General features: G+C 72.6%; 11 protein-coding genes. 3 read left to right on the forward strand and 8 right to left on the reverse strand.

Going from position 1 to position 15,021, the window contains the following annotated elements; all coding sequences use genetic code 11:
• The first annotated feature begins 153 nt into the window (after nucleotides 1–153).
• Nucleotides 154–2,685, forward strand: a complete 2,532-nt coding sequence (locus tag ACIBBH_RS35150; protein ID WP_399411779.1) for an ATP-binding protein — start codon at nucleotides 154–156, stop codon at nucleotides 2,683–2,685.
• Between the two features lie 64 nt (nucleotides 2,686–2,749).
• Here ACIBBH_RS35150 and nucS read toward each other — a convergent pair whose 3' ends face one another.
• Nucleotides 2,750–3,430, reverse strand: a complete 681-nt coding sequence (gene nucS, locus ACIBBH_RS35155) for an endonuclease NucS (protein WP_399411781.1) — start codon at nucleotides 3,428–3,430, stop codon at nucleotides 2,750–2,752.
• Between the two features lie 298 nt (nucleotides 3,431–3,728).
• On the opposite strand from nucS, the gene ACIBBH_RS35160 reads away from it, so the two are divergent.
• Nucleotides 3,729–4,121 (forward strand): SCO5389 family protein, encoded by a 393-nt coding sequence (locus ACIBBH_RS35160; RefSeq protein WP_399411783.1) that lies wholly within the window; start codon nucleotides 3,729–3,731, stop codon nucleotides 4,119–4,121.
• Between the two features lie 129 nt (nucleotides 4,122–4,250).
• On the opposite strand, the gene ACIBBH_RS35165 is transcribed toward ACIBBH_RS35160, so the two are convergent.
• Nucleotides 4,251–5,279, reverse strand: coding sequence for an LLM class flavin-dependent oxidoreductase (locus ACIBBH_RS35165; RefSeq protein ID WP_399411785.1), 1,029 nt, complete (start codon nucleotides 5,277–5,279; stop codon nucleotides 4,251–4,253).
• Between the two features lie 222 nt (nucleotides 5,280–5,501).
• On the opposite strand from ACIBBH_RS35165, the gene ACIBBH_RS35170 reads away from it, so the two are divergent.
• On the forward strand, nucleotides 5,502–5,843 hold the full coding sequence (locus ACIBBH_RS35170; protein WP_399411787.1) for an ATP/GTP-binding protein: 342 nt from the start codon (nucleotides 5,502–5,504) through the stop codon (nucleotides 5,841–5,843).
• 16 nt (nucleotides 5,844–5,859) lie between these two features.
• Here ACIBBH_RS35170 and ACIBBH_RS35175 read toward each other — a convergent pair whose 3' ends face one another.
• From ACIBBH_RS35175 to scy, 6 genes are all read right to left on the reverse strand, one after another.
• Entirely contained in the window at nucleotides 5,860–6,738 is an 879-nt protein-coding gene (locus ACIBBH_RS35175; protein ID WP_399411789.1) for an ABC transporter permease, read from the reverse strand.
• Nucleotides 6,735–8,033, reverse strand: coding sequence for an ABC transporter ATP-binding protein (locus ACIBBH_RS35180; protein ID WP_399411791.1), 1,299 nt, complete (start codon nucleotides 8,031–8,033; stop codon nucleotides 6,735–6,737). Before ACIBBH_RS35180 ends, ACIBBH_RS35175 begins: the two co-directional genes overlap by 4 nt.
• A 110-nt stretch (nucleotides 8,034–8,143) precedes the next feature.
• The gene (locus ACIBBH_RS35185; protein ID WP_399411793.1) at nucleotides 8,144–8,914 is read right to left on the reverse strand and encodes an ABC transporter permease; all 771 of its coding nucleotides are present in this window, start codon (nucleotides 8,912–8,914) and stop codon (nucleotides 8,144–8,146) included.
• Nucleotides 8,915–8,917: 3 nt separating this feature from the next.
• Nucleotides 8,918–9,871 (reverse strand): ATP-binding cassette domain-containing protein, encoded by a 954-nt coding sequence (locus ACIBBH_RS35190; RefSeq protein WP_399411795.1) that lies wholly within the window; start codon nucleotides 9,869–9,871, stop codon nucleotides 8,918–8,920.
• 84 nt (nucleotides 9,872–9,955) lie between these two features.
• Nucleotides 9,956–10,891, reverse strand: coding sequence for a cellulose-binding protein (locus ACIBBH_RS35195; RefSeq protein WP_399411797.1), 936 nt, complete (start codon nucleotides 10,889–10,891; stop codon nucleotides 9,956–9,958).
• Between the two features lie 195 nt (nucleotides 10,892–11,086).
• Nucleotides 11,087–14,968, reverse strand: a complete 3,882-nt coding sequence (gene scy / locus ACIBBH_RS35200; RefSeq protein WP_399411799.1) for a polarized growth protein Scy — start codon at nucleotides 14,966–14,968, stop codon at nucleotides 11,087–11,089.
• Nucleotides 14,969–15,021: the final 53 nt, after the last annotated feature.

Here is a 15,021-nt window from a genome sequence, read left to right on the forward strand (position 1 = left end):
GACTGTCGTAGATACTGTGCGAAGGTTTAGGGTTCGGTCGCCCGCTGCCTCGCAACCCTCGAGCGGGCCCGGACCAGAAGCGACAGCGCGGTGTGCAGCAGGCCGGGAGGGGCCGTACACGGGCACACGACGCTTTTGGGGGGCTTGAAACCTATGGACCCTATCAACCGGGGACCCGGGGACCACGGCCATGACGCAGACGGCAGTGCGCCGCGTCAGCGCCCGCCCAGGGAATCCCTCACCACCGACTTCGGCCAGAAAGCGCCGGCACTCGCCCGCACGGTGCAGCTCGTCACCGGCGACTTCCTGCTGACCGTCAACCCGGTCGACGGCAGCGAGATAGAACCCTGCCCGCCCGGAGAAAAGCCGGGCAGGCCCGCGAGGCTCACCGCCGCCGAGCGCGCCGGCACCGACCGCGCGGCCCGGCCACCGGTACCGCCCGGGCCGGCCCAGTCCGCGCTGCCGCTCCTGGAACGCCAGGACGAGCGCGAGCGCCTGGTACGCCTGCTGGCCCGCGGCCGCTCCGTACGCCTCACCGGCCCCGCGGGATCCGGCCGTACCGCCCTGCTCGACCTGGTCGCCGAGGACTGCGCGGACCTCGCCCCCGACGGCGTGGTCCGCCTCACCGGCTTCCACCGCACGGCGACCGACCTGCTCCACGACCTCTGCTACGCCGTCTACGACGCACCCCTGCACCGCCCCGGCCGGGAGGAGCTGCTCGACCTGGTCCGCGAGATCGGGGCGGTCGTCGTCCTGGACGACATCGAGTTCGGCGGCGCCGCCCTCGGTGAACTCCTCGACGCCACCCCCGAGTGCGCGTTTTTGATCGCCGCCACCCCGGACGTGCCCGCGCCGTCCGCCGACTCGGCCCTCGAGGAAGTCTTCCTCGGCGGCCTGGACCGCGCCGGAGGCGTGGAGATCCTCGAACGGGCCGTGGGCCGCGTGCTCACCGAGGAGGAGGCCAACTGGGCCGGCGACCTCTGGTTCGAGTCCGAGGGCCTGCCCCTGCGCTTCGTCCAGGCCGGTGCCCTGCTCAGGCAGCGCGACCAACTGCGGGCCGGCGCCGACGCGGTGGACGAGTTCGGGGTCTTCGAGGACGTACGGCCCCCGGTCGACGCGTCTTTCGACACGGCCGCCGAGGCCGGCGAGGACCTGCCCCTGCCGTCGCTCGGGGAAGCCGCCGCGTCCGCCCCGCTGCTCGCCTCCCGGCTCAGCGCCTCCGCCCGTGCCACCCTGCGCTTCGCCGTCGCGCTCGGCGGCGAGGTCCCGCACCAGGCGCACCTGCCCGCGCTGGTCGGCGACACCCACGCCGACGCCGCCCTCGGTGAACTCGCCGCCTGCGGACTGGTCACCCCGGTCGGCTCCCGCTACCGCCTCGCGGCCGGCGTGCAGACGCAGCTGGAGGCCGCCGGAGACGCCGACGACGTCGCGGACGCCGCCCGCACCGCCGCCCAGCACTACACCTGGTGGGCCGGGCACCCCTCCGTCACCCCCGAGCGGGTGTGCGCGGAGGCCGACGCGGTGCTCGCCGCGCTGACCGTCCTGGTGCCGCTCACCACACCGCCCGCCGAGGGCGAGGAGAACGCCGCCGTCCAACTGGCCCGCACCGCCGCGCCCGCCTTCGCCGCGGGCCTGCACTGGAGCGCCTGGGAGCGGACGCTGCGCGCCGGCGCCGAGGCCTCCCGGCTCGCCGGGGAGGTCGCCGAACAGGCCTACTTCCACCACGAGCTGGGCATACTCGCGCTCTGCGGCGGACAGCTCGACCGGGCCCGCACCGAACTGGAGACCTCCATCGGCCTGCGCGGCGCCCTCGCCGACAAGCGCGGCACCGTCGCCGGCCGCCGCGCCCTCGCCCTGGTCGCCGACCGCGCGGGCGACGTGCCCGGGCTCGGGGCCACGGCGGGCGAGGAGGTGCCCGACGCGCGCTACGAGGAGTCGGCCTCGCCCCCCGGCGGGGTCCCGGCTCCCTTCCCGCCGCTCCAGCCGCCCACCGACGGCACGCTGGTCACCCACCAGGCCGCGGCGACCGCGCGGCTGCCCAAGGCGCGCGGCGGCGGTCTCCGGCGCCCGGTCCGGCGCAACCTCGTCGCGGCCGGTTCGGGCACGCTGCTCGCCGTCGTCCTCGGCACGGTCGTGACCCTCGGCATGACCTCCAACGACAACGCCGACAACCCGGCGAACAACGTCAGCGTCAACCCGTCCGCCAGCCAGGGCACCGAGGACGGCAGCCTGGGCGCGGACACGCCGAAGAAGGACAACGGCAGCGGCGGCGACACGGGCGCGGTGGTCAGCCACCCGACCGACCCCGGCCCCGACGGCACGTACGGCACGGCGGACGACGCGACGCCGGCCGCCGGCCGGGCCCGGCCCACGGACGACCCGAGTGGTACGCAGGGTTCGGGGAGTTCGGGCGGGGGCGGCTCGTCGAGCACGCCGTCGAAGCCGTCGACGACCAAGCCGTCGACGCCGGACCCGACTCCGACGAAGACGACGCATTCTCCGCCGCCGACCAGGTCCACGACACCGACGCCGACCCCGACGACGACCAAGCCCACTCCCTCGGAGACGGCGACAACGGCCCCCTCGACGACCAACACCGCCAGCGGCCCCGCCTCCAGCCCCCCGGCGGCGTCCAGCAGTTCGGCGAGCGCTCCCGAGAGCAGCGGTACGGGCTCGGTGATCTGAGCCTCCGTGCGGCACGAAAGGGCCGGGTCCATACCCTGGACCCGGCCCTCGCTGTCGTGCCGCCTCAGAACAGCCGCAGCTTGTCGTCCTCGATGCCCCGGAGCGCGTCGTAGTCCAGCACCTGGCATCCGATGCCCCGGTCGGTGGCGAGGACCCGGGCCTGCGGCTTGATCTCCTGGGCGGCGAAGATGCCGCGGACGGGGGCGAGATGCGGGTCGCGGTTCAACAGCTCCAGGTAGCGCGTGAGTTGCTCCACGCCGTCGATCTCGCCGCGCCGCTTGATCTCCACCGCGACGGTCTGTCCCTCGGCGTCCCGGCACAGGATGTCGACCGGGCCGATCGCGGTCATGTACTCGCGCCGGATCAGGGTGTAGCCCTCGCCGAGCGTTTCGATGCGGTCGGCGAGCAGCTCCTGCAAGTGCGCTTCCACGCCGTCCTTGATCAGGCCGGGGTCCGCACCGAGTTCGTGCGAGGAGTCGTGGAGGATCTCCTCCATGGTGATGATCAGCTTCTCGCCCGCCTTGTTGATGACGGTCCAGACGCCCGAGGTGCCTTGGGAGTCCCCCGGTTCCTCCTTCAGCGTGCAGGGCGGCGACATCCAGTTGAGGGGCTTGTACGCCCGGTCGTCCGCGTGGATCGAGACGCTGCCGTCCGCCTTGACCAGGATCAGACGGGGGGCCGAGGGGAGGTGGGCGGTGAGCCGGCCGGCGTAGTCGACCGAGCACCGGGCAATGACGAGACGCATGGTCGGCAACGCTACTCGACGCGCCGCACCCGGCGCGATTCGCCCGCCCGTCTCCCTCCACCGCTCTCGGCCGAGGCCCTGCGGGCCGCCCCATTTCTCATGGAAACCCGTGTTCATCCCTGGCCGATAGTGGGCCTAGAGGGATCGGCTCATGTACGCGTTTTGCTGGTGCCGTCACCGTCCGCTGCCTACCGTAGTAAACGGGAGGTCGCGATGTGTGTACTCAGCGTGTTCGATATCGCGAACCCCCTTACCCGTCCGGCAACCCCTGCTGTTCGGGGGTGCGAGAGGAGTACCCATGTCGCTCGACGTCTCACCGGCCCTACTCGAACAGGCCGAGCGAGGCGAGGTCGACGAAGCTGCCTTCGTCGACTGCGTCCGGACCTCCCTGCCCTACGCATGGGAGATGATCAGCTCCCTGGTGGCCCAGCTGAAGGTGGACGGCGGAGACTTCGCCGACAACCAGACGCCCCCGCCGGACGAGCAGGCACGCGGACAGCTGTTGCGCGCGCTCGCCAGTGACGCGATTCGTGGCGCGCTGCAGCGGCACTTCGGTGTGCGGCTGGCCTTCCAGAACTGCCACCGGGTGGCGGTGTTCCCGCTGGACGCCTCGGCAGACGCACGACTGGCCCGCTTCACCTCGGTGCGCAGCCAACTGCTGAACCAGTCTCCGGAGTTCCGGGACTGCTGACGCGGAGCTCCGGCACTGCTGACGCAGTGAGCCGCTGCTTGCCGCTCCATCCGCGGGAGGTGCAACCAGTACGGGGGCGGCAAGCGCACTGCCGGGCAGGGGAGTTGCCCGGCACGGTGATCGGGGGGCTCAGCGCAGGTGGGGGAGTACCTCGGCACCCAGTCGGCGTACGTTCTCCTCCGTCGCCGCCAGGTCCCCCGAGCCCTCGACGAGCAGCGCGAAACGGGAGATGCCGGTCCGCTCCGAGGTGGCCGCGAGCCGGTCGACGCACAGGCGCGGGGTGCCCACCGGGTGCAGCCCGCAGAGCAGTTCGGTGTAGGCGAGGGGATCGCGCGTCGCCCGTGCACGGCCGTCCACCGTCACATGCGCCTCCAGCCCCTGCTTCAGCCAGCCCGGCATCGCCTTCAGCAGCGTCTCGGCCGCGTCGGTGCGCCGGTCCGCGATCTGGCAGACGCCGGCCGACACGTGGGCCGCGCGGGCGGTCTCCTCGGCCGGCCGGCCCGCGGCGCGCGCGTGCTGCCGCCACAGGGTGACCATCTCGGCCTTCTCCTCGTCCCCGACGTGCATCCCGAGCAGCATCGGCAGCCCGCGCTCGGCGGCCAGCCGCACGCTCGCCGGGGAGGTGCAGGCGACGACGACCTCGGGGCCCGGGGCGTCCGTCAGCGCCTCCGACGGGCGGGGTACGACGGGGACCTCGCGGAAGGAGAACCGTTCGCCCGAGGCCGCCACCGCCGGTTCGCGCAGCCAGCGCACCAGCAGATCGAGTGATTCCGGGAAGTCCTGCTCGTACGCCCGAAGGCCCGTGCCGAACACCTCCAGGTCCACCCACGGCCCGCCGCGCCCCACGCCGAGCGTGAAGCGCCCGCCGCTGGTGACGTGCAGCAGCGAGGCCTGCTCGCCCAGGGTGACCGGGTGGGCGGTGGGCAGTACGCTGACCGCCGTGCCGACCCGGATACGGCTGGTGCGGCCCAGCAGTATCGCGGCCAGGGTGACCGCGGACGGACACGTGCCGTACGGCACGAAGTGGTGCTCGGCCAGCCAGACCGTGTCGAGGCCCGCCTCCTCGGAGACCTCCGCCGAGCGGACCGCCCGGTGCAGCGCCTCCCCCTGGCCCTGGCCCGGGAACTGGGCGGCCAGCACAAAACTTCCTACGCGCATCGCAATTCCTGCTTCCTTGGCTCCGACGCGGAGCTCCCCCACCCGGCATAACCGTGTGACACGTGCCGAGGACACGGCGTGGTGAAGGGATTTACGGATTGTCTGCAGAATGAGTCGGCCGGCAGGGGGACTTGTGGCGGTTGCTTCCCTACACGTACCCCTCCCGGTGCCGCGTAGGCTGGATGCAGCCCGTGCTTCCTGTATAGCTCCGTGAGGTGTCCCGTGTCCCCGCGTCGCAACCGACCCAAGGGCCTCAACGGCGCGGCCGCGTCCGGCCGGAGCGCCGAGGACGACCGCGCCGGCCGGTACGGCGGCTGGCAGTCCACGGAGAACTGGCGCGGCGAGGACTGGAGCGTGCGCCACGTGGCCGGGGCCGGCGCGCAGGGCAAGACGTACCGCTGCCCGGGCTGCGACCAGCTGATCTCCTCCGGCGTCCCGCACGTCGTGGCCTGGCCGGAGCACGCGGGCGTCGACGACCGCCGCCACTGGCACAAGGCGTGCTGGAACGCGAAGGACCGCCGCACCACTCGGGTGCAGCGGTCCCGTAACGCGCCGAGATTCTAGGAAAAGCCCAGGGGGCTCACACGTCCCGCTTCTCCAGCAGCGCGTACGCCCCGGCGAACGCGGCGGCCGTCACCCCCAGGACGATCCACAGCGGGTCCCAGCCGGACGGGCCCGACTCGCTGAGGGAGTTGGAGTAGAAGACGCTGAGCTGGTTCGGGATCGAGTACTCGAACAGGGCGTCACGCACCTTCGACAGCGACTCGGAGAACATGAACAGCGCGATCACCAGCGGGGCGAGCACGGCGCCGATCATGATGGTGATGGCGCCCGCCGAGTGCCGGATGATCGAGCCGATCACGAGCGAGAGCAGTCCGAGCAGGGCGATGTAGAGGCTGACGCCGACCGTGCCCTTCAGCCACTCACCGCCGGACGGGTCCTTGGCGCCGCTGCCGTCCAGCATGGACACCTGGGTCATGGCGACGAAGGAGGCCGACACCAGGGTGACCACGAAGGCGACGACGAAGAACACGATCGCCTTGGCCGCGAGCACCCGGCCCCGGCTGGGGCAGGCGACCATCGTCGTACGGATCATGCCGGTGCCGTACTCCGAGGCGGTGGTCAGCACGCCGAGCGTGATGATGCACATGCTGCCCAGCAGCAGCCCGAAGAAGCCCAGGCCCAGCGGGTTCTCGCCCTCCAGGTCGGAGGAGGAGTTCGACACCAGCGCGCCGGCGGCCAGCCCGATGCCGATCACGAGCAGCACGAACACGCCCAGCGTCCACATCGTCGAACGCACCGACTTGATCTTCGTCCACTCGGAGGCGATCGCGTGCCCGAGGTGCGTGCGCACCACCGGGATCGGCGAGGTGTATCCGGGGTACGAGGCTCCGGGCGCCGCCTGCCACTCGGGCGCGGCGGCTGCTGCCTGCGGCATCGGGGGCTGGTGGGTGCTCATCGGGCGTCCTCGGGCGTGGTCGGGGCGACAGGGGCGGGCTGAGACGATTCGGCGGCCGGGGCCGGTGCGGCGGGCGGCTGCTGCGGCGCGGGCGGGGCGGCGGGCGCCTGGGCCCCGGGCTGGGCGTAAGGATTCGCCGGACCGGCGCCGGGAGCGCCGTACGGGTGGGGCGTGCCCTCAGGACCGCCGTACGCCCCTGCGGGCGCGCCGGGACCGCCGTACGGTCCCGAAGGCACCCCGTCCTGCGGTGCCGCGAACGGCCGGCCGCCCTGCTGGGGCGGCGGCGGGGCGTACCAGCCCGGCTGGCCCTGGCCGGGGATCGGCATGGGCGGCTGGGCGCCGGGCGGCAGCGGCTGCTGGAGGCCCGCCTTCTGGTCGATGGTCGAGCGGTAGTCGACGGCGCCCTGCGTCATCCGCATGTACGCCTCCTCCAGCGAGGCCTGATGCGGCGACAGCTCCCACAGCCGTACGTCCGCCTCGTGCGCGAGGTCGCTGATGCGGGGCAGCGGCAGCCCGGTGACGCGCAGCGCGCCGTCCTGCTCCGGCAGCACGTGCCCGCCTGCCTCGGTGAGTGCGGAGGTCAGCTTCTCGCGCAGCTGCGGCTCGGTGTCCGGCGTCCGCACGCGCGCGAAGTCGGCGGAGTTGGCCGAGATGAAGTCCGTCACGCTCATGTCGGCGAGCAGTTGGCCGCGTCCGATGACGATGAGATGGTCGGCGGTCAGCGCCATCTCGCTCATCAGGTGCGAGGAGACGAAGACCGTACGGCCCTCCGCCGCCAGCGCCCTCATCAGGTTGCGCACCCACAGGATGCCTTCGGGGTCGAGCCCGTTGACCGGCTCGTCGAACAGCAGCACCTGCGGATCGCCCAGCAGCGCGGCGGCGATGCCGAGCCGCTGGCCCATACCGAGCGAGAAGCCCTTGGACCGCTTGCGCGCCACGTCCTGGAGGCCGACGACCCCGAGCACCTCGTCCACCCGACGGGCCGGGATGCCCGACAGCTGGGCCAGGCACAGCAGGTGGTTGCGGGCGTGCCGGCCGCCGTGCACGGCCTTGGCGTCGAGCAGCGCGCCGACCTGGCGGGGGGCGTTGGGCAGCTTGCGGTAGGGATAGCCGCCGATGGTCACCGTGCCCGCGGTGGGGTTGTCCAGGCCCAGGATCATCCGCATCGTCGTCGACTTGCCCGAGCCGTTGGGCCCGAGGAAGCCGGTCACGGCGCCCGGTCGCACCTGGAAGGAAAGGTTGTACACGGCGGTCTTGTCGCCGTAGCGCTTGGTCAGGCCGACAGCCTCGATCATGCTCCGCACCCATCGAAAGGTTCAGGACAGCGGGGCACACGCCCCCGTAAGGGTTAGGAGGATATCCGGGCGCTGACGGTTCCGCTCAAGGGAAAGTAAAGCCACGTGTGCTACGCGTCGCGCTTGCGCAGCAGGACATAACCGCCCACAACCGCCGCGGCCACCCACAGCACCATGATCCCCAGGCCGCCCCAGGGTCCGTACGGGGTGTCGTCGCCGACCCGGGGGACCACCTGCATGATCCGGCTGCCCGCCTGGTCGGGCAGGTAGCGGCCGATCCGCTTCGTCGCGTCGACGTTGCCGAGGATGTTGGAGATCAGGAAGAAGAACGGCATCAGGATGCCCAGCGACAGCATCGGCGAGCGCAGCATCGCGGCGACGCCCATCGAGAACAGGGCGATGAGGGTCATGTAGAGCCCGCCGCCGATCACCGCCCGCAGCACGCCGGGGTCGAAGAGGTGTGCCCGGTAGGGGCCGAGCACGGCCTGCCCCAGGAAGAAGGCGGCGAAGCCGGTGGCGAAGGCGACGACCAGCGCGAGGCCGGTCGCCACCGCGATCTTGCCGAACAGGAAGGTGCCGCGCCGCGGTACGGCGGCCAGCGAGGTGCGGATCATGCCGGTGCTGTACTCGTTGGACACCACCAGCACCCCGAACACGATCATCGCCAGCTGCCCGAGGCTCATCCCGGCGAAGCTGACGAAGGTGGGGTCGAACGACAGCCGGTCCTGGACCGGCATCCTGTCGTACTGACTCCTCGACAGGGCGGAGATCAGCATCCCCAGGGCGATCGTGACGACCACGGCGAGGGACAGCGTCCACACCGTGGACGCGACGGACCGGATCTTGGTCCACTCGGACCGGACGACCTGGACGACGGCCATACCTCAGGACCCCTTCTCCCAGCCGGCGCCCCAGTCCTGGAGGCCGGCAGTGTCGCTGTGCGCGTGGTACTCCACCGACTCCGCCGTCAGCCGCATGAACGCCTCCTCGAGCGAGGCCCGCTGGGGACTGAGTTCGTGCAGCACGACCTGGTGCCGCGCGGCCAGCTCGCCGATCAGCTCGCCCTTCTCGCCGTCCACCTCCAGCGCGTCGCCGCCCGCCTCCAGGACCGTGATCCCGGCGCCGTGCAGCACGTCGAGCAGCCGCTCACGCTCGGGGGTGCGGATCCGGACGTACGACCGCGAGTTCCGCCGGATGAACTCGGCCATGGAGGTGTCCGCCAGCAGCCGCCCCTGACCGATGACCACCAGATGGTCGGCGGTCACCGCCATCTCGCTCATCAGATGGCTCGACACGAACACCGTCCGGCCCTGCGCGGCCAGCGACTTCATCAAGGTGCGGATCCAGTGGATGCCCTCCGGGTCGAGCCCGTTGACCGGCTCGTCGAACATCAGGATCCGCGGATCGCCGAGCAGCGCCCCCGCGATCCCCAGCCGCTGCCCCATCCCCAGCGAGAACCCCTTGGTCTTCTTCCGGGCCACCGCCGTCAGCCCGACCGTGTCCAGCACCTCGCGCACCCGGCTCTTCGGGATCCCGTTGCTCTGCGCGAGGCACAGCAGATGGCTCAAGGCACTGCGCCCGCCGTGCACGGCCTTCGCGTCCAGCAGCGCCCCGATGTACGTCAGCGGATCCTTCAACTGGTCGTAGCGCCTGCCGTCGATCCGGACGTCCCCGGCGGTGGGGTGGTCCAGCCCGAGGATCATCCGCATGGTCGTGGACTTCCCGGCGCCGTTGGGCCCGAGAAACCCCGTGACGATCCCCGGCCGCACGGCGAAGGTGAGGTCGTCAACCGCGACCTTCTCGCCGTACCGCTTGGTCAGCCCCGCCAGCTCGATCATGGGGTCACGCTAAAACGGGACACAGCCCCCTGCCACCGGAGTGGCAGGGGGCTCTGCGACGGTCAGTCGACGTACGGCCGGGTGTTACCGGGACTGCTGGGCCGGAACCCCCCGGGAGATCGGCTCGTCCTCGGCCGGCGAACCGGCGGCCGCCACCGCGGCGCCCGTCAGCGTGGCGAGCATCTCGCGGACGTTCGTCAGCTGGGCGTTGATGCTGTCGCGGCGGTTGGTCAGCGCGGCGAGCTCCCGCTCGGATTCCGAGCGGATGCGGTCGGCCTTGGCGTTGGCGTCGGCCACGATGTCCTCGGCCTGGCGCTGAGCGGTCTCGACCGTCTGGCGGGCGCGGCGCTCGGCGTCCGTGCGCAGCTTCTCCGCCTCCAGGCGCAGCTGCTCCGCGCGGTGCTCGATCTCGGCGAGCCGCTTCTCCGCCTTCTGCTGACGCGAGGCCAGGTCCCGCTCGGACTGCTCACGCCGCTTGGCGAGGTTCGTCTCGAAGTCGGCGGCGGCCTGCGCGGCCTTGGCACGGGTCTCCTCGAAGAGGGCGTCCGCCTCCTCCCGCTTGGACTGCGCGTCCTTCTGCGCCTCGGAGCGCAGCTGCGCGGCCTCGCTCTTGGCCTTCTCGACGATCCGGACGCCCTCGTCCTCGGCCTTGGCCTTGCGCTCCGCGGCGAACGATTCCGCGTCGTTGCGGACCTGCTGGGCCGCCGACTCGGCGAGCTCGCGATGCTGCTCGGCCGCGCGCCGCGCCTCCTCACGCAGATCCTTGGCCTCCTCCTCGGCGAGGCGGAGGATCTTCTCGACCCGCGCGCCGAGGCCCGCGTACGACGGCTCGGCGTCGGTGATCTGGGCCTGGGCGTTCTGGGTTTCGAGATGGAGCTCCTCGATGCGCTTTTCCAGAGCGGTGATGCGGGAGAGAGCGCTGTCACGGTCGGAGACGAGCTTGGAGATCCGTTCGTCCACCTGAGCGCGGTCGTACCCACGCCGCACAAGCTCGAAGCCGTAGGGGGAAGTGTCGCTCATGGGGTTCCTGTCGAATGAGACCGGTGAGGTGATAGGTGGAATCCTAGGGGCCGAAGCGGTGTGTCATCGAGCGGATACGTGTTTGATCTGGAGAATGACACCTCTTTTGAGTGGCTGACCCCCGGACGACTTGCGAATGATCTCGTCGAGGACGTGGTCAAAGCACCCAGAAGACATCAGAACCCCTCCTGTGCGCTAGCTGTCCGACGACTTGCCACCCGATCGAGGGGGACCCACGGTGGCACCCGCCTTGACTCCGCTGTCCTTGGCGGACGACGGGGCCTCAAAGGACTCCAACGCCTCCAGCACGTCCTGGACACGGGAGATCTCGGCGTTGATGTCCTCGCGCCGGCGCACCAGGATCTCCAGCTCGCGCTTGCCCTCCTCGACCGTACGCCTGGCCTCCCGGATCGCCTCGGCCTTGAGCTCCTCGGCCTCCCTGACCAGCGTGGCCTTCTTCTGCTCGGCCTCCTTGAGCAGCCCCTCCGCCTTCTTCACCGCGGCGATACGGACCTTGCCCGCCTCGGAGTTGGCCTCCGAGACGATCTCCTTGGCCTTGGCCTGAGCCTTGGCGAGCTGCTCCTCGGCGGCCTTGATGAGCGCGTCGCAGCGGTCGCCGGTCGACTTCATCGTCTCGGCGGCCTCGCGGCGGGCCCGCTCGTGCAGCTCCTCGATCTCGGCGGTGATGCGGTCGCGCAGCTCCTCCGCCCGCTCCCTTATGGCGGTGGCGTCCCGGCGGGCGCCGACGAGCAGTTCGTCCGCGTCCGTACGCGCCTTCTCCACCGTCGAGTTGCCCTCGACCCGGGCCTCGGCCACCAGCCGCTCGGCCTCCCGGCGGGCCACGCCCACCATGGTGTCGGCCTGCGACTCGGCGTCCGCGGTGGTCTTCAGCGCCTGCTGCTGCGCCTCGGTGAGCAGCTTGTCCGCCTCGGCGGTGGTCTCCGTGATGAGCTTGTCGACCTGCTCGGCCGCCTCCGAGCGCCGCTTGTTGGCGTCCTGGCGCGCCTCGTCCAGCGTCCGCTCGGCCTCCTCGCGCGCGGACGTCACCAGCCGCTCGGCCTCCGCCGCCGCGTCCGCCCTGACCCGCTCGGACTCGGTGCGGATCCGCTCCGCGTGCTGCTGCGCGGAACCGACCGTCTCGGCCGCCTCGGCACGCAGCCGCTCCGCGTCGCCGGTGGCGTCCGCGATCAGCTTCTCGGCCTTGGCGACCGCCTCGGCCCGCACCCGGTCGGCCTCGGCGGCCGTCTCCGACTGCAGCCGCTCAGCCTCGGCGATGGTCTCCGTCTGCAGCCGCTCGGCCTCGCTGCGCGCCTCGGTGATGAGCGTGTCCGCCTGGGTCGCCGCGTCCGAACGGATCCGGTTGGCGTCCTCCCGGGCCTCCGCACGGGTACGCGCGGCGGCCTGGTCGGCCTCGGCCAGCGCGTCCGACGCCTCCGTCCGCACCCGCTGGGCGTGCGCCGCCGCGTCCGAACGCAGCCGCTCGGACTCGGCGATCGCCTCCGCCATCGTGCGTTCGGCGAGCGCCCTGGCGGCCTCGGACTCCTCCTGCGCCTCGCGCCGGAACCTGCTCGCGTCCTCGCCGGCCCGCTCCCGCTCGGCGTAGGCGTCGGCGCGGACCCGGTCCGCCTCCTCCTCGGCCTCCCGGCGCATACGGTCCGCCACGTGCTCGGCGGCCGAGCGCAGGCCCGCGATCTCCTCCTGCGCCTGCTCGTGCAGCCCGGCGACGGAGTCCCGTACCTGCTGGGCGTGGAGCTCGGCCGCCGAGACCATCTCGTTGGCGCGCCGGTCGGCCTCCTCCACCAGCCGGGTCGCCTCGGTCTGCGCGTCCTCCACGCGCCGGCGCGCGGAGGCCAGCAGCTCCTCGCTCTGCTCGCGGGCCCGCTCGCGCTCCTGGTCGGCCTCGGCCCGCGCGGCGCCGAGCAGCTCCTCGGCCTCGCGGCGGCGCCGGGCGGCCTCCTCCTGGGCGGCGGCCAGCGTCTCGGACGCCTCCGTGGCGAGCCGCTCGGCGGCGGCCTGCGCCTCCGCCCGCACCCGGTCGGCGGTGTCCTGGGCCTCCGATTTCAGCCGCTCGGCCTCGGCCGCGGCCTCCGAGCGCAGGCGTACGGCGATCGCCTCGCCCTCCGCCCGGGACGCCGACGCGTCGGCGGCGGCCTCGGTGCGCAGCCGCTCGGCCTCCGCCTCCGCCTGCTGCTGGAGCGTACGGATCCGCTCGGCGGCCTCGGCGCGCAGCCGCTCGGCCTCCTCGCCGGCCTCCCGGCGGATCCGCGCGGCCTCCTCGCGCGCCTCGGACAGCGCCTGCTCGGCCGACGCGAGCCGCTCCTCGGCCTCGGTGTGCAGCCGGGTCAGCTCCTCGGCGGCCTCCGCCTGCCGGGCCGCGACCGCCCGCTCGGTCTCCTCGCGCAGCTCCCGCGCGGCCCGCTCGGCGTCCGCCTTCAGCGCCTCGGACTGCTCCAGCACCTCCGCGCGGTGCCGCTCGGCCTCCTTGCGGGTGCGCTCCAGCGTCTCCTCGGCCTGCCGGCGCAGCGTCGTCGCCCGCTCAATGGCCTCCGTACGGACCTTCTCGCTGTCCGTCGTGGCCTTCTGCCGCAGTTCGTCCGCGTCCGCCTTGGCCTTGGACAGCAGCTCCTCGGCGGACTTGGCCGCCTCCTCGATCTGCGCCACGGCCTCGCGCCGGGCCTCGGCGCGGATGCTCTCGCCCTCGGCGACCGCGTCGGCGCGCAGCTGCTCGGCCTCGCCGCGCAGCCGGCGGGCCTCCTCCTGCAGCTCGACCGTCTTGGCGCGGTACTCCTTGGTGTCGTCCTTCGCCGCGCCCTTGAGCTGTTCGGCGATGTCGTGCGCCTCGGCGCGCAGCCGGTCCGCCTCGGTCTCGGCCTCGCGGCGGATCCGCTCGGCCTCCTCGGCGGCGGCCCTGGTGGTCTTCCGGGCGTCCTCGGCCGCCTTGTTCAGCACGTCCTCGGCGGTCTTGGCCGCCTTGGACAGCTGGGTCGCGCTCTCCTCGGCGGTGAGCGCACGGGCCTTCTCGGAGGCCTCCGCGACGATCTTCTCGGCCTCGGCACGGGCGTCGGCGACCAGCTGCTCGGCCTCGGACTTGGTGTTCTCGGCCTCCTTGGTGGCCTCCTCGACCAGCCGGGCGACCTGCTCCTTCGCCGTGCGCGTGCGCTGCTCGTTGGCCGACTCGGCGCTGGCCAGCGCCTTGGCCGCGGCCTCCTTGGCCTCCGTGACCAGCTTCTCGGCCGCGGTCTGCGCCTTGCGCAGTGCCTCCTCCGCCTCGGCCATGCGCTGCTCGGCGGCCCGGCTCAGCTCGGTGGCCTGGCGGCGGGCGGCGTCCGACTCCGTCGCGGTGGACGTGCGCAGCTGCTCGGCGTGGTCGGTGGCTTCCTGGGCCTGCGTGGAGGCGGCGTTCAGCAGCCGCTCGGCGTCCGCGCGGGCGCGGCGCAGGAGCTGCTCGGCCTCCGCGCGGGCCGCCTCGGCCTCGCTCTGCAGCCGCTGCCGGGCCTCGGCGGTCAGCCGCTCGGCCTCCGCGCGGGCGGCGGCCAGCGCCTGCTCGGCCTCGGCGCGGGACTCCTCCAGGAGCCGGCGGGCCTGGGACTCCGTACGGGCGCGCAGCTGCTCGGCCCACGCCACGTTCTCGTTGACGTGGGACTCGACCGTCTGCCGGCGCTCGGCCAGCTCCTGGTCCAGCTGCTGGCGCCTGGCGACCGCCTCGGCGTGCAGCTCGGCCTGGAGCCGGGCCGCCTGCTCGGCGTGCTCCTGCAGGATGCGCTGGGTCTGGGCGCGGGCCTGGCTCAGCTCCCGCTCGGCGTCCTGACGCAGCTGGTCGGCCTGGATCTGGGCGTTGCGCAGCAACTGCTCGGCCTGGTAGCCGATGTCCGCGCCGTCGAAGGCGGGCCGGGACATGATGGTGCGCCGCGCCTCGTGCAGCTTGGCGCGCAGCACCTCGACCTGGTAGCCGAGGTCCTCGGCATGCTGGATCGCCTTTTCCCGCTCGGTCTTCAGCCGCTTCATCTCGGCCTCGAACCGAGAGAGGTGGTCGACGTCAGCCGCCGGCTCTCGCTCCTGGCTCTCGTAGCCCCGCACTGCGCGGTCCCATCCGTCCCCTGGTCGCAAGCCTGTCCAAACGAGCTCCGTCC

The organism is Streptomyces sp. NPDC051636 (assembly GCF_044453765.1).
In the GTDB taxonomy this organism is placed as follows: Bacteria; Actinomycetota; Actinomycetes; order Streptomycetales; family Streptomycetaceae; genus Streptomyces.